17 protein-coding genes are annotated in these 19,689 nt (G+C 64.9%); 7 read left to right on the top strand and 10 right to left on the bottom strand.

Going from position 1 to position 19,689, the window contains the following annotated elements:
• Positions 1 to 2 precede the first annotated feature (2 nt).
• The 3 genes from AC1DNE_RS06415 to AC1DNE_RS06405 all read right to left on the bottom strand — a co-directional run bounded on the left by AC1DNE_RS06415 (position 3) and on the right by AC1DNE_RS06405 (position 3,927).
• Positions 3 to 326: a helix-turn-helix transcriptional regulator gene (locus AC1DNE_RS06415; RefSeq protein WP_476840978.1), complete on the bottom strand. Its 324-nt coding sequence runs from the start codon at positions 324 to 326 to the stop codon at positions 3 to 5.
• A gap of 318 nt (positions 327 to 644) precedes the next feature.
• Positions 645 to 1,883, bottom strand: coding sequence for a tyrosine-type recombinase/integrase (locus AC1DNE_RS06410; RefSeq protein WP_476840977.1), 1,239 nt, complete (start codon positions 1,881 to 1,883; stop codon positions 645 to 647).
• Positions 1,884 to 2,517: 634 nt separating this feature from the next.
• A complete protein-coding gene (locus tag AC1DNE_RS06405; RefSeq protein WP_441470438.1) occupies positions 2,518 to 3,927 on the bottom strand; it encodes a calcium-binding protein in 1,410 nt (469 codons plus the stop codon).
• 863 nt (positions 3,928 to 4,790) lie between these two features.
• Here AC1DNE_RS06405 and AC1DNE_RS06400 point away from each other — a divergent pair.
• The 4 genes from AC1DNE_RS06400 to AC1DNE_RS06385 all read left to right on the top strand — a co-directional run bounded on the left by AC1DNE_RS06400 (position 4,791) and on the right by AC1DNE_RS06385 (position 10,082).
• On the top strand, positions 4,791 to 6,506 hold the full coding sequence (locus tag AC1DNE_RS06400; RefSeq protein ID WP_476765199.1) for a type I secretion system permease/ATPase: 1,716 nt from the start codon (positions 4,791 to 4,793) through the stop codon (positions 6,504 to 6,506).
• The gene (locus AC1DNE_RS06395) at positions 6,506 to 7,906 is read left to right on the top strand and encodes an HlyD family type I secretion periplasmic adaptor subunit (protein WP_476765200.1); all 1,401 of its coding nucleotides are present in this window, start codon (positions 6,506 to 6,508) and stop codon (positions 7,904 to 7,906) included. The genes AC1DNE_RS06400 and AC1DNE_RS06395 overlap by 1 nt, the downstream gene beginning before the upstream one ends.
• A 39-nt stretch (positions 7,907 to 7,945) precedes the next feature.
• Positions 7,946 to 9,079, top strand: coding sequence for a helix-turn-helix transcriptional regulator (locus AC1DNE_RS06390; RefSeq protein WP_476765201.1), 1,134 nt, complete (start codon positions 7,946 to 7,948; stop codon positions 9,077 to 9,079).
• Positions 9,080 to 9,161: 82 nt separating this feature from the next.
• Positions 9,162 to 10,082 carry a M23 family metallopeptidase gene (locus AC1DNE_RS06385; RefSeq protein WP_476840976.1) on the top strand — a complete coding sequence of 307 codons (921 nt, stop codon included), beginning with the start codon at positions 9,162 to 9,164 and terminating at the stop codon, positions 10,080 to 10,082.
• A 111-nt stretch (positions 10,083 to 10,193) separates the two neighbouring features.
• Here AC1DNE_RS06385 and AC1DNE_RS06380 read toward each other — a convergent pair whose 3' ends face one another.
• Positions 10,194 to 10,691: a class I SAM-dependent methyltransferase gene (locus AC1DNE_RS06380; RefSeq protein ID WP_476765203.1), complete on the bottom strand. Its 498-nt coding sequence runs from the start codon at positions 10,689 to 10,691 to the stop codon at positions 10,194 to 10,196.
• A gap of 162 nt (positions 10,692 to 10,853) precedes the next feature.
• Between AC1DNE_RS06380 and AC1DNE_RS06375 the strand changes: the two genes are divergently transcribed.
• Positions 10,854 to 11,831: a Bug family tripartite tricarboxylate transporter substrate binding protein gene (locus AC1DNE_RS06375; RefSeq protein WP_441470432.1), complete on the top strand. Its 978-nt coding sequence runs from the start codon at positions 10,854 to 10,856 to the stop codon at positions 11,829 to 11,831.
• A gap of 72 nt (positions 11,832 to 11,903) precedes the next feature.
• Positions 11,904 to 12,050: a hypothetical protein gene (locus tag AC1DNE_RS06370; protein WP_441470431.1), complete on the top strand. Its 147-nt coding sequence runs from the start codon at positions 11,904 to 11,906 to the stop codon at positions 12,048 to 12,050.
• Positions 12,051 to 12,071: 21 nt separating this feature from the next.
• Here AC1DNE_RS06370 and AC1DNE_RS06365 read toward each other — a convergent pair whose 3' ends face one another.
• Both AC1DNE_RS06365 and arfB read right to left on the bottom strand, forming a co-directional pair.
• Positions 12,072 to 12,647 (bottom strand): regulatory protein RecX, encoded by a 576-nt coding sequence (locus AC1DNE_RS06365; RefSeq protein WP_441470430.1) that lies wholly within the window; start codon positions 12,645 to 12,647, stop codon positions 12,072 to 12,074.
• Position 12,648: 1 nt separating this feature from the next.
• Positions 12,649 to 13,068 carry an alternative ribosome rescue aminoacyl-tRNA hydrolase ArfB gene (arfB, locus tag AC1DNE_RS06360; RefSeq protein ID WP_441470429.1) on the bottom strand — a complete coding sequence of 140 codons (420 nt, stop codon included), beginning with the start codon at positions 13,066 to 13,068 and terminating at the stop codon, positions 12,649 to 12,651.
• A gap of 98 nt (positions 13,069 to 13,166) precedes the next feature.
• Here arfB and mazG point away from each other — a divergent pair, with 98 nt between their 5' ends.
• Positions 13,167 to 14,003, top strand: coding sequence for a nucleoside triphosphate pyrophosphohydrolase (gene mazG, locus AC1DNE_RS06355; RefSeq protein ID WP_476765205.1), 837 nt, complete (start codon positions 13,167 to 13,169; stop codon positions 14,001 to 14,003).
• A 113-nt stretch (positions 14,004 to 14,116) separates the two neighbouring features.
• On the opposite strand, the gene hflX is transcribed toward mazG, so the two are convergent.
• From hflX to AC1DNE_RS06335, 4 genes are all read right to left on the bottom strand, one after another.
• The gene (gene hflX / locus AC1DNE_RS06350) at positions 14,117 to 15,499 is read right to left on the bottom strand and encodes a GTPase HflX (protein WP_441470427.1); all 1,383 of its coding nucleotides are present in this window, start codon (positions 15,497 to 15,499) and stop codon (positions 14,117 to 14,119) included.
• Between the two features lies 1 nt (position 15,500).
• On the bottom strand, positions 15,501 to 15,749 hold the full coding sequence (gene hfq / locus AC1DNE_RS06345; protein ID WP_055726983.1) for an RNA chaperone Hfq: 249 nt from the start codon (positions 15,747 to 15,749) through the stop codon (positions 15,501 to 15,503).
• 203 nt (positions 15,750 to 15,952) lie between these two features.
• Positions 15,953 to 17,320: a nitrogen assimilation response regulator NtrX gene (ntrX, locus tag AC1DNE_RS06340; protein WP_441470426.1), complete on the bottom strand. Its 1,368-nt coding sequence runs from the start codon at positions 17,318 to 17,320 to the stop codon at positions 15,953 to 15,955.
• Positions 17,320 to 19,602: a sensor histidine kinase NtrY-like gene (locus tag AC1DNE_RS06335; protein WP_441470425.1), complete on the bottom strand. Its 2,283-nt coding sequence runs from the start codon at positions 19,600 to 19,602 to the stop codon at positions 17,320 to 17,322. Before AC1DNE_RS06335 ends, ntrX begins: the two co-directional genes overlap by 1 nt.
• Between the last annotated feature and the right edge of the window lie 87 nt (positions 19,603 to 19,689).

Here is a 19,689-nt window from a genome sequence, read left to right as displayed (position 1 = left end):
GATCAGGGTTCGGCCCCGTCGACCTGAGCGATCAGGGCGCGCGCGGCAGCGATAAGCGCAGGCGGGACGACAGGCGCGGCGAGCGCAGCCTTGACGGTGTCTTTGATCAGGTCCGGTCGATAAGCCGCGCAAGCCCCGCGCTGCTTCTCGGCTCTGGCCGCTGACCACGCGTCAACTTCATGCTCAATCCAGCCGACCCGACGCGGCGACAAAACTACCTGCGCCGGGAATTCCTTCCGCTGCATCAGTTCGTACAGCGTGGTGCGAGTTAGCGCTGTGCGACGAAGCACTTCGGGTAGGCGAATAAAGGTGTTCTGTTGCGACATGACGTGGCTCCGTTGTGTTGAAGCCATAAATGGTCCGATAATGCTCGGGAAGTCAAGCAGAGTACCGGCGCTATGGAAGCAACGCGATGCCTAATACTATTTCTGCACTTTGCAGAGATACGTCTCTTTGCTGAAATATCGTGCCTAATACTACTTCACGGAAGCCCGATCGATACGCATCACGATGCAGGATCGAAGCGATACGCCTAAACGCAGACGGGCCGCCCGATAGGACGACCCGTGTGAATGCTGCCCCTATGTCTTCCCGGCTGATTAGCGCCGATACGTCTTCCGTATGGTCATCATCCGAGACCCCGTTCAAGCCCGGATCGCTACTACGTTGCCACCGGGGGCAGCAGTGTCGGCCGTCGGGGCGCTAAGGAAATCTTCCCACGACTGCATCAGCCTGCGCCGCTTTTCGAGAGCGTCTGAGCGTCTGTAGGCTGCTTCAGTCTTGTCCTTCAGCCCGTGTGCCAAGGCAGCTTCGATCACTTCGCGCGGGAACGAAGTCCGGTCACCGGCCCAGTCGCGGAAGGTCGATCGGAACCCGTGCACGGTGAGACCCGGCGCCATGCCCTTCAGAAGCTCAAGCAGGGCCATGTTGCTCAGACCCCTCGTAGGCTTCGCACCGCAGAAGAGATGCGCATTGCCGGCCTCCCTCGGGACCGTTGCCCGGATTTCGAGCGCCCGGTGGCAGAGCGGCACTCGGTGTTCCCTGCCCGCCTTCATACGGTTCGCAGGTATCACCCAGACGCTCGCATTCCTGTCGATCTCGCTTTCCGTCGCGCCGATGACTTCGCCCGTGCGAGCGCCTGTCAGGATGCAGAATTCAAGCGCCCGCGCCGAGACGCTGGTCAGCTCTCGCAGCTTGGCGATAAACGCCGGCAGGTCGTCGACCGCCATCGCTTCATGGTGCTTCACCTTCGCGATCTTCGCGCGGCTCGGTAGGATGTGGTCAAGATGACCCTTCAGCCTCGCAGGGTTCTCGCCCGTGCGAAGATGCCGGGCCTTCGCCCAATCGAGCACCGATTCAATCCGACCCCTGACGCGTCCTGCGGTCTCAGATTTCGTCGTCCAAATCGGTTCGAGAATCTTCAGGACGTGCGACGTTTCGATATGCGCCACGTCAAGCGAACCGATCACCGGAAACGCGTAAGTGGTCAGCGTCGCCAACCACTGCGCCCCGTGCTTCACGGATTTCCAGCCCGCCGAATGTGCGGAGATGTACTTCTCCGTCGCCTGCTTGAACGTCGTCGCCTTGATGACGTTCGCTACAGCTAGGCTGCGCGTGATCGCCCTCTCGTCAATCGGGTCAATTCCGTCTGCAACCTTCTGACGCGCCAGCCGGGCGCGCTCGCGTGCTTCGGCCAGCCCGAAGTCGATGAACCGGCCAAGCCCCATCTGACGCGCCCGGCCGTTAAGCTGGTACTTGAGTGACCATGACTTGGCGCCTGTCGGACCTACCTGTAGGTATAGTCCCGAACCGTCGTGATACATGCCCGGCTCAAGCGCCTTGGTTATCTTCGTCACTGACAGTCGATTGATTGTCTTAGCCATGTTGTCCCCCGGTCTGACCCATAAAGCACCCTCGGTTTTTGTCGGACGTTGCCGGACGACTCAAGTACTAATCTGAACCGAGAGTGCTTATGTTTGCTGGCCATTTCAGACGTGACCGGACGTTACCGGATGAACACCATGCCGCCACCCCTTCCGCCAGCGCATCTCCAAGTCGCTGGTTTCCTTCTAAGCCCGTGGCGTCTCAAGCAAAATTCCTGCAACTGCCATACCGGGACGCTGCGCCGGGGGCTGAGACGAGATGTCTGACCGCCTCCATGCGCGAGACGGAACCTGCTCCTTCGAGCCAAACATCCGGCCGGCTTGCAGCACGTGTTCAAGTCTGGGGACCGTGGGAAATCGCTCAAGGCAAAGGGCCTTCCCGAGGCGAGGCCGCGAGCGCGATTCGAGAGCGTCCGTTGCGACGCCGAGATGGAAGAAACCCGCAAACGACTCGGCGCTCCGTCCGGACCTGCATGGGGTCGGCAACGGCTGCCCGCGCACGGAAATCCCGGCCGTGCCGGCGTCATGATGTGGCAAACACCGCACCGTGACGCCAATGGGCTTCCGCGGGACGCGAGGCCGAGATTCGCGGCGGGTGGCGCCGCGGTTCGCCGCCACCCTTGGCAAGGCGACGTCACACGAGCGTGATGGCGTCGTATCCCAACGCGTTGTTGATGTCGTCGATCGATGTGAACGTGCCGCCGCCGGAAACGCCGTCGATCTGGATCGTGCCGAAGCCGAAATCCAGAACGACGCTCGAGCCGGAATCATCCACCGTCACCGAGACCGTCGTCGGGTCGGCAACGTCGATTTGGATGGTGTCCTCGTCCGTTGCATTGAGGTCGGTGACTTCGTCGTCGCCGAACGGAGTGTCTGCGCCATCACCGAAATGGAAGGTGTCGGTGCCGGCACCGCCCGTCAGCAGATCGTCGCCAGCATCCCCGTACAGGTTGTCGGCTCCGTTGCCGCCGTCGATCTCGTCGTTGCCGTCGCCGCCATGGAGTTCGTCGCTGCCGGCGTCACCTCTGATCTCGTCGTCCCCGGCGTCGCCCGAGAGGGTGTCGTTTCCGGCCCCTCCGGCCAGGGCGTCGTCGCCGTCGCCACCATTGCCCGTGTCGTTGCCGTCGCCGCCAGCCAGCTCGTCGTTGCCGGCGTCGCCATTCAGCGTATCCGCTCCCGCTCCGCCGCTCAGCGTGTCATCGCCGTCGCCGCCACTGAGCGTATCCAGCCCTGCCCCACCGTCCAGGGTGTCGTCGCCGTCGCCGCCGCTCAGGTTGTCGTCGCCATCACCGCCATCCATCACGTCGGCACCGGCATTGCCCTCCATGGTATCGTTGCCGGCATCGCCGCTCATCGTATCGTTGCCGGCGTTGCCATTCATGACGTCATTGCCGTCGCCGCCGTTCAGCGTGTCATTGCCGATGCCGCCGCTCATGACGTCGTCGCCGGCATCGCCATTCAGCGTGTCGTTGCCGGCGCCGCCGTCCATCGTGTCGACCCCCGCCCCTCCGTTCAGCGTGTCGGCACCTGCCGCCCCGTTCAGGACATCGTCGCCATCGCCGCCATCGATGGTGTCGTTGCCGGCGCCGCCGTTGAGGGTGTCGTTGCCGGCATCGCCGGACAGGGTGTCGTCGCCGGCGTTGCCGTTGATGACGTCGTCGCCGTCACCGCCGCCGATCGTGTCGTTTCCGGCATCGCCGGACAGGGTGTCGTTGCCGACGCCGCCGAGAATATTGTCGTCTCCGGCGCCGCCGCTGATGGTGTCGTTGCCGGCGTCGCCGGACAGGATGTCGTTGCCGGCATCGCCGTTGACGACGTCGTCGCCGTCGCCACCGCTGATCGTATCGTTGCCGGCATTGCCATCCAGCGTGTCGTCTCCGACGCCGCCGAGAATATTGTCGTCGCCGGCTCCGCCGCTGACGAAATCATTGCCGCCGTCGGCGTCGATCGTGTCATTGCCGGCGAAGCCATGGATGATGTCGTCACCGCTGGTATCGGGAGGGGGGATGATATCGTCGCCGGGTGTACCATTGATAATCGCCATGGCAGTTCTCCCTGCTGCAGATGGCCCTCGCATAGGCAAGCGACCGCCCATGCGCTGTCGTGCGCCGGGTATCGATCGTTACGGATCGAGAGATTTGCGAAGGTGGCGGAAGCTAGGGAGATACAGGGGGGCGACGCAATCCCCATTTGGAGACAAAAGCCGGCGACGCCGACGCTATTCTGTCGTCATTTCGCAAGTCTAATTGGTTTTATCTTCGAGAATCCGAGCGTTAGACGCTGCAACTTGCGCAGCGATCAAAACAAATCGCCGTCGAATGGATTCCGCGTGGCGATCGACGCAAAGGCACGGATGCCCCGGGTGTCCAGGATGCTCAGATCGCGAGACTTGCAGGCGTTCATCGCCTCAAACCGTTTCTGTCACCAAATGGGGATTATGCCGGAGGATAAGCTTCCCTAGCGTCGCTTGTCCGCTCTCGGGCCGCCTTCCGTGGCAGCAAAGCGGCGCCCGGCCGAGCCCGGTGTTTGCGGCAATCCACGACGGGGGCGTGCTGGATCAAGGGAGGCGAGATCATGGCTGCGGTGGCGTGGGCGCTGAAGAACTTCTCGATAGCAACACGACTGTGCAACAGGGGCTCGCCGCCCCCGGCCAGAGGCCGACAGCTTCAGGTGAAATCGCGATACGGCGCGATCTGAAGGCTGCCTCCCGCCTCGCTCCATTGCGCCGGAGCATGATCGCGTCCGTGAATCGGCTTGTCCGAGTCGGCGTCATCCTCCTGCCATATCGCGCAAACGCTTCTTTCAGTCCGAGGACACATGTCCGACGCGTCTGCAGGCCGCACGACTTCCGGGTTTCGCACCAGGGTCACCGCCGACACCGCCATATTGAGAGGTCGCAGGCTTCTCATGGCGATTCCGGGGTGGCGTTCATTGCTGTGGGTCGTCGTCTTCAGCGTCGCGATCAACCTGCTGCTGCTGATCCTGCCCTTCTATTCGATCCAGGTCTTCGACCGGGTGATCACGAGCGGCAATATCGAGACGCTCGTCGGGCTGACGGGCCTTGCCGTCGCGGCGCTCGGCTTCAGCGCCTGCTTCGATATCCTGCGCAACCGCCTGCTCGGTCGCTTTGCGGTCGGCTTCGAGAGATTGCTCGCGCCCCTCGTGCTCAAGGCCGCGATTGCGGACTCGGCTAAGCGGAACGAGGGCGGCACTCACGACATGGTGCGGGTGCGCGAACTCAGAAACGTCCTGTCGAGCGGCACCGCCTCGACCCTGATCGACGCGCCCTTCCTGCCGGCCTTTGTCGCCGTGCTCTTCCTGATTCACCCTTGGTACGGCACGATTGCGCTGATCGGCTCCCTACTCCTGCTCCTCCTGGCGTTTGTGAGCGGGCGCGTGGCGCGCGCCGAGCTGGTGCAGGCTTCGGGCACCGCCCTGCGCGCGCAGCGTGCGCTGGACGGCATCGTCGCTCATGCCAATCTCGTCCGTGCGATGGGGTGGACGCATGGGGCGATCCGCGAATTCCTCCGGCTCAACGACGCCGCGCTGGTGCCCGTGGTCAAGGCGAATGAGCGCGTGGCCCTGATCGCCTCCGTCGCGCGCGCGATTCGGATCGTGCTTCAGGTCGCCGCTATCGGGACCGGTGCCTGGCTCGTGCTGCAGAACGAGGTGCTCAGCGGAAGCATGATGGCAAGCTCCATCCTCATCAGCCGCACGCTGGCGCCAATGGAGCAACTCGTCGCCGGCTTGCGCACGCTGACTTCGGCGCGCGATGCCTGGGGGCATGTCAGCAGCGCCGCCGCTTCCGCCCTTGTAAGCCAGGGCCGAACGCTCCTGCCGCCTCCGCTGGGCGCGCTCGACATCAATGCCGTCACCTTTCGCAACCCGAATGCGAGGCGATCTATCCTGGCCGGCATCAGTTTCCGCTGCCTCCCGGCCAGCGTCATCGTCGTCATCGGCCCGACCGGTGCGGGCAAGTCGACACTCCTGCGGATGATTGCCGCCCTCGAGAAGCCGACGACGGGCACGATTCGTCTGGACGGCGCCTCCCTGGAGCATTGGGATCCGGATCAACTCGGACGCTACGTCGGGTACCTGCCGCAGGATGTCGAATTATTGGGTGGCACGGTCGCGGAGGCTATCGCCGGCTTCGATGAAACGGCAACCGATGTGGACGTGATCAGTGCCGCCAGGCAAGCCAACGCTCATCAGATGATCCTGTCTCTCCCGAACGGCTATGAGACCGACATCGGCCGGGATGGCAACAAGCTTTCAGGCGGGCAACGCCAGCGCATCGGACTGGCGCGCGCGCTCTTCGGCAAGCGCAAGCTGATCCTGCTGGACGAGCCCAATTCCAATCTGGACCCGGATGGCGAGGAGGCGTTGTGCGCAGCGATCCGCGAGGCGAAAGCGCGGGGAGCGACGCTCGTCATCGTCACGCATCGCCCGCGGCTCTTCACAGTGGCGGACCTGATTCTGTTCTTGCGAGACGGCGCCCAGGTTGCCTTCGGGCCTCCCTGCCAGGTGCTCCCGCAGACCATGGCCGGCGCCACGCCGATGCGGCATTCACATCCTGTCCCGAGTGAGAAGGTCAGGTCCGACATTGTTGACAGGAGGCGCTGATGCCTGCCGTCGACCTTCCGTCCCTGTCGCGTGGGCTGAGCGTCGCGCAGGACGGCCGGCCCGCCGCGCTGATCCGGGCCGCAAGCACCGACCTGGACCGGGTACCGGAGCTTCCCCGGTCAGACACCGCCTCCCTCGTCCGCTGGGGGGCCGCGCTGGTGATCCTTCTCTTCGGCATCTTCGGCATCTGGGCTGCAACCGTGCCGCTTGCGAGCGCGGTCATCGCGCCCGGCGTGGTCAAGGTATTGTCCCAGCATCGTGCGGTGCAGCACCTCGAAGGAGGGATCGTCAAGGCCATTCTTGTCCATGAAGGCGAGCAGGCCGAGCGTGGTCAGCTCCTTGCCCAGCTCGACACGACGCAGATCGAAGCCAATCTCGGCGTCCTCGAAGCGAAGCTCTTCTCCGATCTTGCGACGGTGGCCCGCCTGGAGGCGGAACAGGCTGGCGCTGCCGAGGTTTCCTTCCCCGACGAGCTGCAAACCAATACGACAAGCAGGGAGGCGCGGTCTGCAATGGCGACCCAGCTTTCCGAATTCGCCGCAAGGGCCACTTCGCTCCAAGGGGAGCGCAAGCTCATCGATCAGCAGATATTGCAGCTCGAAGAGGCGATCCGGGGACTCCAGAGCGGTTCTGGAGGCTTGGGGCGACAGCTCGCCTACCTCCAGGAGGAAATCAAGGATTCAGACTTTCTCTTGGCGAAGGGGCTGGCGCGAAGACCGAAAGTTCTCGCTCTCAAGCGAGCGGAAGCCGATGTCGAAGCCCAGATGGCGACGAATGCATCGTCGGTGGCCCAATCAAGAGGCAAGATCGCCGAGCTGGAGGATAGGCGTCGACAAACCGTCAACACCTGGCTCGAGGATGTCGCCAAGCAGAGCCACGCCGCTCGTGAACGGATCGCCGACGCGCGGCACCGAATAGAGGCGGCGCGGGACATGCTCAGTCGGAGCGAGATCCGCGCCCCTGAGGCGGGCACGGTCGTCGGCCTCAACACGCGCAGCCTGAACGCGGTCCTCAATCCGCGTGAAACCCTGCTCGACATCGTGCCGATGCAGGATCGTCTGATCGTCGAGGGCGAGGTAAAGCCGAGCGATCGGAACGAGGTAAGGGTCGGACAGCCGGCTCGCGTGCGGATTCTCGCCTTCAACTCCAGACGCACGCCCATGCTGACCGGCGCCGTCACGATGGTTACGGCTGATGCGCTCATCGAACCGAGATCAGGCAAGTCGTTCTACAAGGCCGAGGTTGACCTCCGGCAAACGCCGGAGCTCACTCCCTATTTCGCTTCGCTTCAGCCGGGCATGCCGGTCGAGATCTTCATAGAGACCGGTCGGCGGACATTCGCGGAATACCTGCTGCAGCCGTTGATGCTGCGCATGCAGCGCGCCTTCAAGGAGAGTTGACCAACACGGCGGGGGATCAATGCGACTGAGGAGGCCTCGATGTTGCGGGACGATTCCACCACGCCGGCGCAGCCGGGCAGAGCCGCGACGCTTCTCGCTCTGGAAGCTTTCGGACGGGCGATGCTCGGACTGCTCGAATGCAAGCGATGCTTTGTCCTGACGCTTTCCCGGCCGAGCGGCTTCGCCGTCGCGGCGGTTCGTGTCGGCTTTGACGGCGATGTGCAGCCATCGGCAGATGTGATTACGCGCCTGGTGTGCAGGCCGGATTGGCAGGGCAGCGGTCTGTTCGCCGTCGATTCGACCGATGCGCTGGTCGCGGAACTGCTCGGCAAGGAGCCGGACGAGGCCGAGCACGCGGTGGCAGGGTGCCTGCCCGCCAGCGACGGGAATGATCTGATTTTCCTGGCGGGCTGGCGGCCGCATTCTCTCTCGGCCACGGAGATGGTCTGCGTATCCCGCGCGGCAAGCGTGATCTGGGCGACGACCCAGGGCTTCACGCAGCGGCGACACGAAAACCTGAGCCTGGACACCCTCCTGCAGGAATTGGCCTTTCCGGCATTCGCCGTGGACCATCAACTGCGCGTCCTCGAAACCAACGATGCCGGCCGGCAGATGCTTCTGGCGAAGAACCCGGTTCGCCTCGATCATGGCGCCCTCGCCGGCCCGAACTCGCTCGTCAACAACCTCTTGCGCCACGCGCTGCGCGATACGATGGCATCCCGCTCAGGGCGGGGCTGGACGAACACGATCATTCCCCTGTCGACCGACCACCGCGCCTTTGCGTTCGCATGGATCGGCGCTGCCCCCACCGAGCGGCATATGGACCGGCTGCTCGTCGTCATCCCGCAGATCGACCCGGCGGCGGGCGCCAAGCGGATAGCGACGGCCTTCGGCCTGCCCTGGGCCGAGGAAAGAATCGTGATGCGCATCCTGGGTGGCGAGCCGCCATGGAAGATCGGCCAGACCCTGGAGCTGACCGAAGCGACAGTCAGGACCTATATCAAACGCATCATGCTCAAGCTCGGAATCAATCGGCAGATCGAGTTTTTCCTGCTCTATATTCTGACATTGTCGCCCTTCGCCGAAGGGTGCCGGGATCAACTGTTCGCGGACGAAATACATCTTCCCAATTCATGCATTAAACCGGACCGGTTTCGGCACGAGGAGGCTTGATTTCATGATCGGCGGCTGTTGCCTTCGCGTAGCCAATGCCGTCGTCCTTCTCGTTTTCCCGACAGTCGTTCTTGCCGAGGAGGTGCCGGTTTTCGCCTTGCCGGTCGCCTGCGAGCTCGGACGCAGCTGCTTCATTCAGAACTACGTCGACACCGATCCCACACCCTCAGCCCGCGACTATCAATGCGGCACCCTCTCCTATGACGGCCATAACGGGACGGATTTCCGCCTGCCGACCATGGCCGCGCAGCGAGCCGGGGTCGACGTGCTGGCTGCTGCCGCCGGCCGGGTCGTCCGCCGGCGCGACGGCATGGCCGACGTGTCCGTCCGCGGCAACGGCGCAGCGTCGGTGAAGGGGTCCGAATGCGGCAACGCCGTCGTGATCGAGCATTCCGCCGGCTGGCAGACGCAGTATTGCCACATGGCTCGCGGCAGCCTGCGCGTCGAGGTCGGCGACCGGGTCGAAGCGCGTCAGGCGATCGGACGGGTCGGCCTGTCCGGTCTGACCGAATATCCGCATCTTCATTTCATCGTCCGTCATCGCGGCGAGATCGCAGATCCTTTCGCTCACGAGGCATCGCCGAACTCATGCGGAGGCGGTCGCATGCTTTGGGACCCCGTATTGGTTCCCCTGCTCGCCTACAGGCCGCGGTGGGTCTTGAATGCGGGCTTTGCCGCCGCCTCCGTGACAATGGCGATGCTGGAGGCGGGAGACGCCGAACAGCCGCCGGGCATCGCGTCCCCTGCGCTCGTCGCCTATGCCCGTGGGATCGGCCTCAAGCTCGGCGATGTCCAGGCCATCGTCGTGAGCAGTCCGTCTGGTCAGGTGCTTGCCAAGCACGAAGCCCAGCCGCTTGAGCGAAATCAGGCGCAAACCTTGATCTTTGCCGGTCTCCGGAAGCCCGTAGCCGGATGGGATAGAGGGATTTATCGCACCAAATATACGGTGTTCAACGATAAAAATGTGGTTCTCGAACGCAGTTTCGAGATCTATCTTCAATAGAGCTGGACTTACCGGCAGGTCGCATGAGCCATCGGCGGCTGTCGGGCCGAAAGCCGCGATTGCTCCGCAGATCTGCCGGCTGACGTCTTCGACACCCCTTCCGCCGTCGACTTAGCCGGTGCCGTGGCGCCTATACGCGAAGTAGCGCTCTTCGGGTATGTCGATGGGAAGCGGCACCGCCTCGAACGCCGGATCGTCGAGCGGCCAGCCGCTGACGATCAGCGCGCCGGGCCGCGCGAGCGCCGCCACTTGTTCCGGCAGCCATGCAAAGGCCACCCGGTCGCGCGTGGGCACACCCGTCGTGACATCGACATGGATCAAACTCGCCGCGGCGCCATGCCGGGCCGCGAAGGCCGGCAGCGTCTGTTCCATCTCGCCGACGATGAGGAGGTGCTGCGGCGGCATCGATCGCGGATTGGGGCTGGGCGAGCGCTCGAATACATGGATCGCGCGACCCGGCAACCTCTCGCGCAAATGGTCGTATGTTCGGCCATTGCCGAGGCCCAGCTCCAGGATCAAGCCGTCCTTGTCCGCGACGAAATCAGCTGCCCAGTTCAGCACACTGCGCTGAGCCTCCAGGCGGCGAATGAAACTGTCGAGCCGGCTCATGGTGCCTCGCCTGCCAATGCCCAAAGTCGAGATCGCGCGACCGGTACCCCCTTGGCCCCGCGCTTGCCAAACGGATTGGCCCGATGGCCTAATCCCCAGGACAGTCCGCATCGTCGGATACGCAGCGAAGGCCAGCAAGAGCCTTGCCCAGGGAGAGAGCTGATGATCACGAAGCGATATTTCATCGCGGCGACCGCTGCCGCATCCGTTCTGGCCTTGCATGCTCCTGCATGGGCGGAAGCCTGGCCCGTACGGCCGATCACCTTCATCGTGCCTTTCCCTGCCGGCGGCGGTACCGACGCTTTTGCACGGCCGCTTGCAGCGCAACTCGACCAGCAACTGGGCCAGCGCATCATCATCGAGAATCGCGGTGGCGCTGGCGGGACGGTCGGGGCCTCCGCTGCATCAAAGGCAAAGCCCGACGGATACAGCTTCTTCGTCGGGGCGGCGCATCACGCCATCGCGCCAGCGCTCTATCCGAAGCTCGACTACAGCATCGAGGCCGATTTCATGCCGATCGCGGTCATCGCCCAGCCGCCACAGGTCATCGTCGTCCATCCTGACAAGGTTCAGGCCAAGACCGTGGCCGAGCTGATCGACTTCGCGAAGAAGAACCCGGAAAAGCTGAACTACGCCTCGGCCGGAAACGGCACGACGCATCATCTCGCCGGCGAACTGTTCCAGCTGTCGACGGGAACAAAGCTGACCCATGTGCCCTATCGCGGCGCAGGGCCGGCCTTGCAGGATACCGTCGCCGGGCAGGTCGATATCCTGTTCGACGGGCTCGGTTCTTCGGCAGCCCAGATTCAGAGCGGCGCCTTGCGGGCGCTGGCCGTCGCCGCGCCCAGGCGTTCGGAGGCCGTGCCAGATGTTCCGACTGCCAGAGAGGCCGGGCTCGACGGCTATGAGGTCTCGACCTGGTATGCGCTCTGGGCTCCCAGGGGAACGCCGCCTGAGATCGTCGCGCGGATGCGGACGGAGGTCGAGAAAGCGCTGAAGTCGCCGGCCATCGATGCGGCCTGGAAGAAGAACGGCTCGCCGATCCCGAGCCTTAGCGGCGAAGCCTTCGGTCGCTTCGTCACGGCCGAGGTCGAGCGTTGGGGCAAGGTCGTCAAGGAGGCGCAGGTCAAGCTGGAGTGAGGCCGGCAGCTTGCTGCCACCCTTCCTTGTCACGTCGGCCTGAACGATGGGCCCGATGGAGAGGAATGGAGCATGATGAGACTGGCCGTCATTGGCTTGGCGATCGCGTTGGCCGCTTTTGCCGCGCTACTGGCGGTAGGTCTCTTTACCGATTTCGCGACCGTGCCCTGTCAGGATGGGGTGTGGGATGCGACCAAGCAACGTTGCATTCCGACCTGATTGGATGCGCTTGGCGGTCCATCAGATCGGCGTGCCGCAGTTCGCATCCTCGTCTCCTGAACCGTCGATGACGACACGGGCAACCGTGATCGCGAAGCCAGCTCGCGCCATCGCTGCGAGGTCCTTCTGACGGCTCGCGGCCCGGTCACCGCGCGACCACGGACCGAGCCTTTTGCGCCGCGCGGCTTTCCGGGCGGCGGCCAACTCCTCGTCGTCGTCGACGCTGCTGACCCGTTCCACGAGCTCGCGGGCCACACCCTTCGCGGCGAGCGTGGCGGCGACGGCGCGCGCCGAACGGCCCCTGCGACGGAGCGTTGCAGCCCTCGCTTCGGCGAAACGCTGGTCGTCTACCAGCCCGGAGGCAATACAGCGCGAGACGACATCATCGAGCGCGGCGCCGTGAAGCGCCGGGTCCTCACCATGATGGCGGCAGCTCAGAACGATCTTGCGCGCCAGCACCCGGCGCAACTGCGCGGCCGGCGCGGAATAACGTTCGAGATAGTGCATCGCCGCGCGCTGGAGATAATCCGACGTAATTCGCCGTGGTGCCCGGGCGGGGCGCGCGCCCTGCCCTCGCCCCTCGTCCTGCTCTGCCATGCTAGTCGGATCCCGGCTTCTGCCGTCCGGCCTTGACGCCCGAGCGCTTCTCCTTGGAAGCAAGCCTGCGTTCCTTCGATGCCTTGGTCGGCTTCGTCGCACGCCTGATCTGAGGGCGCACGGCGGCGGCGCGGATCAATTCAAGCAGACGCTCCACCGCCTCCTCGCGGTTGCGCTTCTGGCTGCGATGCGTCTGCGCGACGATGACGATGACGCCGTCCTGCGTCAGCTTGCTGCCGGCGAGCTTCATCAGCCGGATCGCGACATCATTCGGCAGTGATGGTGAATGGCGCGCATCAAAGCGGATCTGAACCGCGCTCGAGACCTTGTTGACGTGCTGGCCGCCCGGGCCCGACGCACGCACAAAGCTTTCCTCGATCTCGCTCTCGTCGATCGCGATGGACGGGGTGGCTTGAATCATGGGAGGAGGATTATCAAAGTTTTGCGCATTGCCTCAGCGAAAAGCCGGTTTGCCATTGTCGCGCAATGCCCTGCCCGAATCCACGGAGACATGCAGCGTTGAAGCCTTCTCGTGAGATCGACGGCCTGATCGCGATCATGGCCGCGCTGCGCACGCCGGGGACCGGCTGCCCCTGGGACCTGGAGCAGGACTTCGCGTCGATCGCTCCCTACACCGTCGAGGAGGCCTATGAGGTTGCCGATGCGATCGCGCGCGGCGACAAGCTCGACCTCAAGGATGAGCTGGGCGACCTGCTCCTGCAGGTGGCCTTTCATGCCCGTATGGCCGAGGAGGAAGGGTCCTTCGCCTTCCCCGATGTGGTGCAAGCGATCACCAGCAAGCTGATCCGCCGGCATCCGCATGTCTTCGGCGATGTGCGCGATCTCTCGCCGGCGGAGGTGAAGGTGCTCTGGCACCGGATCAAGGCGGAGGAGAAGACCGCCAAGGCGGCGGCGCGCGAAGCAGCCGGCCTGCCGCCGCTGCAGGAGGACAGAAGTGTCCTCGCCGGCGTGCCGCACACCCTGCCCGCCCTCACCCGCGCCTGGAAGCTGCAGGCCCGCGCCTCGACCGTCGGCTTCGACTGGAACAATGCCCGGCTCGTGCTCGACAAGATCCGCGAGGAGACCCAGGAAATCGACGAAGCGCTGGCCAGCGGCGACAAGGCGGCGATCCAGGAGGAGATCGGCGATCTGCTCTTCGTCGTCGCCAATCTCGCCCGCCATGTCAACGCCGACCCCGAAGGTTGCCTCAACGCTGCCAATGCGAAGTTCGAACGCCGCTTCAAGGGCATCGAGGAGCAGCTCGAAACCCAGGGGCGCAGCGCCAAGGATGTGACGCTCGACGAGCTGGAAGCCCTCTGGCAGCGTGTGAAGCAGGATGAGAAGGCAGGCGGCTAGCCGGAACAGCCGTCATTGTCGGGCTCGATCCGACCATCTCGGAAACCAGCGCCTCTCGTCATGAGTTTCTCGGGTCTGCGTTTCGCTCCGCCCGAGAACGAAGCCTGTCGGCCTTACTGCCGAACGGCCTCGGGAAAGCGAGCGGTGAAGGCTCCTTCCCGCTCCGGCGGCAACCGGACGATGAGCTTCAGCCCGCCATCCTCGGCGTCTTCACGCTCCAGGATTTCGCCGTTGGCGTGCAGCCAGGCCAGCGACTTGCCATCGCCAGGCGCGAGCTCGAGCGCGTAGACCGGGCGGCTCAAGGCGATCCGGGTCTCGATGGCGCGGGTCAGGCGATCGATTCCCTCGCCGGTCAGCGCCGAAACGAGGACCGGGCGCGTCTCGGCCGGCCGCAGCGAGGCAACGCCGAGCTGCCGCTCGCGCTCGGCGGGATCGAGCAGATCTGCCTTGTTCCAGACCTCGATGACGCGCTGGCCGTCATCCGGGTTGATGCCGAGGTCGCGCAGGATCGCCTGCACATCTGCGGCCTGCGCCTGCGTGTCCTCGTGCGAGACGTCGCGGACATGCAGCAGCACATCGGCCTCGATCGCATCCTCCAGCGTGGCGCGGAACGCGGCGATGAGCTGCGTCGGCAGGTCGGAGATGAAGCCGACGGTGTCGGAGAGCATGATTCGTGCGCCATGCGGCAGCTTGATCGCCCGAGCCGTCGGATCGAGCGTGGCGAAGAGCATGTCCTGCGCCAGCACCTCGGCCGACGTCAGCCGGTTGAACAGCGTCGATTTTCCGGCGTTGGTGTAGCCGACGAGCGCAACGATCGGATACGGCACGCGTTTCCGGCTTGCGCGGTGCAGAGAACGGGTCCGCTTCACGCTCTCCAGATCGCGCTCGATCTTGGTCATGCGCTCCTGGATGATGCGCCGGTCGGCCTCGATCTGGGTTTCGCCGGGGCCGCCGAGGAAGCCGAATCCGCCGCGCTGGCGTTCGAGGTGGGTCCAGGACCGCACCAATCGGCTCTTCTGGTAGTTGAGATGCGCAAGCTCGACCTGGAGCGCGCCCTCCTTGGTCCGCGCCCGCCGGCCGAAGATCTCGAGGATCAGGCCCGTGCGGTCGATGACCTTGCAGCCGAAGGCCTTTTCGAGGTTGCGCTGCTGAACCGGCGACAGCGCGCAGTCCATCACGACGAGGCCGATTTCCTCGATCTTGATGCGCTCGGCGAGCTCGTCAACCTTGCCCTTGCCTAGATAGGTCGCGGGGCGCAACGCTGTGAGCAGCACCTGGACCGGCTCCACGACCGTCAGGTCGATCGCGGCCGCAAGGCCTACGGCCTCGTCGAGGCGCGCTGCGAAGGAGCGCTGGTTGGCGTCGGCTGCGACGCCGCGCTTCTGCAGATAGGGCCCCACGACAAAGGCGCGCGTATTCGCCGCGATGTCGCGTTCGATCTCGTCGAGCGGCTTCACGGCCGCCCGCTCCTTGTCGCTGTCGCGGCTTGCCGCCAAGTCAGTTCTTGTCCGTGTCCTCGGGCTCGAACAGCTGCACCGGATGACCGGGCATGATGGTCGAGATCGCATGTTTGTAGACGAGCTGCGAGTGACCGTCACGGCGCAGCAGCACGCAGAAATTGTCGAACCAGGTGACGACGCCCTGCAGCTTCACGCCGTTGACCAGGAAAATAGTCAGCGGAATCTTCTGCTTGCGAACATGATTGAGGAAGGTGTCCTGAAGGTTCTGTGCCCGCTCTGCGGCCATAGGAAGTCCCTGTTGTTGGGATCGTCGATCGGTTTACGCCCGCGATCCAGTTCGTTCCGTTCAGGCCGGCGGCGCATTCCGCCAGCCTCGGAACACCGACGAGCCATTAGATCGTCGAGTTTGCTTTCAACGCAAGTGCAGCAATACCGCGTTTTTTCGCATGTGCGCTTGCGTTGCGCGCACACATGCCCGCGAATAAAGGCCTAGCCGACGCCGAGCGATTTGAGCTTCCGGTGCAATGCGGAGCGTTCCATGCCGATGAATTCGGCGGTGCGCGAGATGTTGCCCGAGAAGCGCGCGATCTGGGCGATCAGATACTCGCGTTCGAAGATCTCGCGCGCATCGCGCAGCGCCAGGCTCATCAGCCGCTCGCCGCCGGAGCCCGACGGCGTCGTCGGCACCATCGCTCCGACCTCGGCCGGCAGCATCTCGATCGTAACCTCTGCAGTCGGGTCGCCCTTGGTCAGGATCATCAGCCGCTCGACGTTGTTGCGCAGCTCGCGGACATTGCCCGGCCATTCATGCGACTGCAGAACGGCCATCGCATCGGAGCCGATCCGCCGTTTGGGCAGGCCGCTCGCCACCGAGATCTGGTCCATGAAGAACTCGATCAGCTCCGGCACGTCCTCGCGCCGCTCGGAGAGCGCGGGCACGCGGATCGGCACGACGCTGAGGCGGTGATAGAGATCCTCGCGGAAGTGCCCCTCGGCGATCAGCTGCGCAAGATCGCGGCTCGACGAGGAGATGATGCGGACGTCGACATGGACCCGTGTCGCGCCGCCGACGCGCTGGAAATTCTGGTCGACCAGCACGCGCAGGATGCGGTTCTGCGTCTCGCGCGGCATGTCGCCGATCTCGTCGATATAGAGCGAGCCGCCATGCGCCTCCTCAAGCGCGCCGATCCGGCGCGAGCGACCGTCGCCGTTTTCGACGCCGAAGAGCTCCTCCTCCATCGTCTCTGGCGTGATCGTCGCAGCATTGATGACGACGAAGGGGCTGTGCGAGCGCGTCGACGCCTCGTGGAGCGTTCGCGCCGCCAGTTCCTTGCCGCAGCCCGGCTCGCCCGTGATGAGGACGCGCGCATTGGTCGGCGCGACCCGCTCGATGGTCTGGCGGAGCTGGTTGACGACGGTCGTGCGGCCGACGATGCGGTTGGCCTGGACCGAGCGGGTCTTGAGCTCCCGCACCTCGCGGCGCAGCCGCGACGCTTCCAGCGCCCGTTCCGCGACAAGGACGAGCCTGTCCGCCTTGAACGGCTTCTCGATGAAGTCGTAGGCCCCGCTTTTGATCGCGGAAACGGCCGTCTCGATATTGCCGTGGCCGGAGATCATCACCACGGCAAGATCCGGGTGGCTCTCCTTGATCAGCTCGAGCACCTGCAGGCCGTCGAGGCGGCTGCCCTGAAGCCAGATGTCGAGGAAGACGAGGTTCGGCCGCCGCGCCGCGATCGCGGCCAGCGCCTCGTCGGCCGAGCCCGCCTTGCGGGTCCGGTAGCCTTCGTCCTCGAGAAGGCCGGCGACCAGATCGCGGATATCGACTTCGTCGTCCACCACCAGGATGTCAGCGCTCATCAACCTATCCCATTCTGCGAAACGTGATTGACCGGGCCGGTGCCCGGTTGGGCGGCATCATCGCCGCCATCGGCCTCGGACGGGCCGGCTTCGGGGAACCAGAGGCGGATACGGGCGCCCCTCGCCCCGCTGGAGGCGTCCGGGCGGTCGAGCAGTTCGATGCCGCCGCCATGGTCCTCCAGTATCTTGCCGACGATGGCGAGGCCGAGACCGGTCCCGCCTTCGCGCGTCGTCATATAGGGCTCCAGCAGCTTTTGGCGCTGGTCGGCCGGCAGCCCCTTGCCGTTGTCGATGATCTCGATGACGACGCGCCCGTCGTCACGCCGTTCCACGCGGACATCGATGCGACCCCGGCCGCGCTCGTCGGCCGGGACCGCCTCAATCGCTTCCGTCGCGTTCTTGATGACATTGGTGAGGGCCTGGGAAATCAGGCGGCGGTCGAAACGGGCCAAGACGGCTTCCGCCGGCAGGCTCTCCTCCATCGTCGTCTCCGGATTGCCGACCCGCCAGAGGAAGACGATCTGACGAACCGTCTCGACGATGTCCTCGCGCGCCAGCGACGGCTTCGGCATGCGGGCGAAGGAGGAGAACTCGTCGACCATGCGCCGGATATCCTCGACCTGCCGCACGATCGTGTCGGTGCATTGGTCGAAGACATCCTTGCCTTCGATGATGACGCGGCCGAAACGGCGCTTGATCCGCTCGGCCGAAAGCTGGATCGGCGTCAGCGGATTCTTGATCTCATGCGCGATGCGTCGCGCGACGTCCGCCCAGGCGGCCGTGCGCTGGGCGGAGACGAGGTCGGTGATGTCGTCGAGCGTCACCACGAGACCGGCGCTGAGCCCCTCGCCTTCGCGTACGGCGCGGATGTTGACCATTCGCTCCTGTCCGGCGCGCGTCAGCGTCGCCTGCCCCGAAATCTGCCGCTGCCTGCCCTGCAGGGCCTCGGCGACAAGGGCCGCGACCTCGGGGGCGATCTCGGCGATCGGCTTGCCCAGCAGGCGACCACCCGTACCGAGGAGCGCTTCGGCCGAGCGATTGATCGTCGTGATATGGCCATCGCCGTCGAGGCTCAGCACGCCGGAAGAGACGCCGGAGAGCACGGTCTCGGTGAAGCGCCGGCGCCTGTCGATGACCTCGCTCGCCGTCACCAGGCTGTCGCGCTGGCGGCGCAGCTCCGCCGTCATCTTGTTGAAGGTCTCACCGAGATGGGCAAGATCGCCCTCCGATCTTCGGATCGGCACCTGGACGTAGAAATTGCCGCTGGAGACCTGGTCGGTCGCGTGAATCATCCGCCTGATCGGAGCGACGAGCCCGTTGGCGAAGCTGAGGCCAAGCCAGATTGCCGAGAGCAGCAGGATCAGCGCGATCAGCCCGTACATCGAAGCGAAGGCGACCTGGACCCCTTTGCGGCGGGCGTCGATCGACAGGTATTCGACAGCCGCGCCGCGAGCGACCGCCGGGAACTCGACCGCCAGCGGATCGACCTCCCGCGCGATATGCAGGAAGCTGTTGTCATAGGCGGGCAATTTCATCACCGCGCCGAAGACCCTGCCGGTGCGCGGAATGACGCAGATCGGCTCGGGCGCCGACTGGGCGTCGTCGAAAGCGGCCTGATCGGGCTTGGGGGCGTCCTTGAGCACGTCGATGTTGGCGCGCACCAGGACCTTGTCCGGCGGTTGCATGATCGCAGCGACCGGGACGCCGAGCGCCGTTGCGCGCGAGGTCAGAAAATTCTCGAACCATTTGCGGTCGGCGTCATAGGCGGGCTTGGCGCGCGTCAAATCATCGGCGAGCACACGGATTTCGCGGCCCAGCGAGCGGCATTGGCTGGCGGCATAGGCATCCGCGACCTCGACCGACTTGAAGATCGCATCCCGCATCCGGTCCGAGAACCAGGGCTCCAGGCCACGTTCGATGGTGACGGTTGCGATGATCGCGACGAGCACGGCCGGCAAGGCTGCCACGATGCTGAAAAGGCCGACGATCCGCACATGCAGCCCGGCGGCTGCGGCGCCCGCCTTGCGGGCCCGGATCAGCACGGCTGCCTCGATCGCGACGACGACCAGGAGGGCCAGAATCAGAAGTCCGTTGAGGACGAAGACGCCGATCACGACCTCATGCACCGGGGCGATCGGCGTCGCGCCCGACAGGACGAGGAAGGTGAGCAGCGCCGAGACCAGCGCCAGGAAGACGATGATCCCGCCGATCCAGCCGGAAACGCGGCGGGATTTCTCCTCGCCGCGCGGCATCATTCTGGCTTCAGTTGCGGAAGCGGACACGTGTTCTGACAACTCCGATGCGGCGCCGCCGAAGCATGGCGGCACCTACGGGCGCGACTGATGCGCCGCCGCAACGGTGTTGTCAAA

Source organism: Allobosea sp. 05L423, from assembly GCF_056397745.1.
Note: the sequence above shows the minus strand (reverse complement) of the source record. Positions and strands in the feature narration are given on the sequence as shown.

Coding starts and splice junctions, on each gene's coding strand:
- AC1DNE_RS06390 (WP_476765201.1), top strand. CDS start 7,946: ATGTTGCGGGACGATTCCACCACGCCGGCGCAGCCGGGCAGAGCCGCG.
- ntrX (WP_441470426.1), bottom strand. CDS start 17,320: ATGAGCGCTGACATCCTGGTGGTGGACGACGAAGTCGATATCCGCGAT.
- AC1DNE_RS06405 (WP_441470438.1), bottom strand. CDS start 3,927: ATGGCGATTATCAATGGTACACCCGGCGACGATATCATCCCCCCTCCC.
- AC1DNE_RS06380 (WP_476765203.1), bottom strand. CDS start 10,691: ATGAGCCGGCTCGACAGTTTCATTCGCCGCCTGGAGGCTCAGCGCAGT.
- AC1DNE_RS06370 (WP_441470431.1), top strand. CDS start 11,904: ATGATGAGACTGGCCGTCATTGGCTTGGCGATCGCGTTGGCCGCTTTT.
- AC1DNE_RS06395 (WP_476765200.1), top strand. CDS start 6,506: ATGCCTGCCGTCGACCTTCCGTCCCTGTCGCGTGGGCTGAGCGTCGCG.
- arfB (WP_441470429.1), bottom strand. CDS start 13,068: ATGATTCAAGCCACCCCGTCCATCGCGATCGACGAGAGCGAGATCGAG.
- AC1DNE_RS06375 (WP_441470432.1), top strand. CDS start 10,854: ATGATCACGAAGCGATATTTCATCGCGGCGACCGCTGCCGCATCCGTT.
- AC1DNE_RS06410 (WP_476840977.1), bottom strand. CDS start 1,883: ATGGCTAAGACAATCAATCGACTGTCAGTGACGAAGATAACCAAGGCG.
- AC1DNE_RS06415 (WP_476840978.1), bottom strand. CDS start 326: ATGTCGCAACAGAACACCTTTATTCGCCTACCCGAAGTGCTTCGTCGC.
- hfq (WP_055726983.1), bottom strand. CDS start 15,749: ATGGCCGCAGAGCGGGCACAGAACCTTCAGGACACCTTCCTCAATCAT.
- AC1DNE_RS06365 (WP_441470430.1), bottom strand. CDS start 12,647: ATGGCAGAGCAGGACGAGGGGCGAGGGCAGGGCGCGCGCCCCGCCCGG.
- AC1DNE_RS06400 (WP_476765199.1), top strand. CDS start 4,791: ATGGCGATTCCGGGGTGGCGTTCATTGCTGTGGGTCGTCGTCTTCAGC.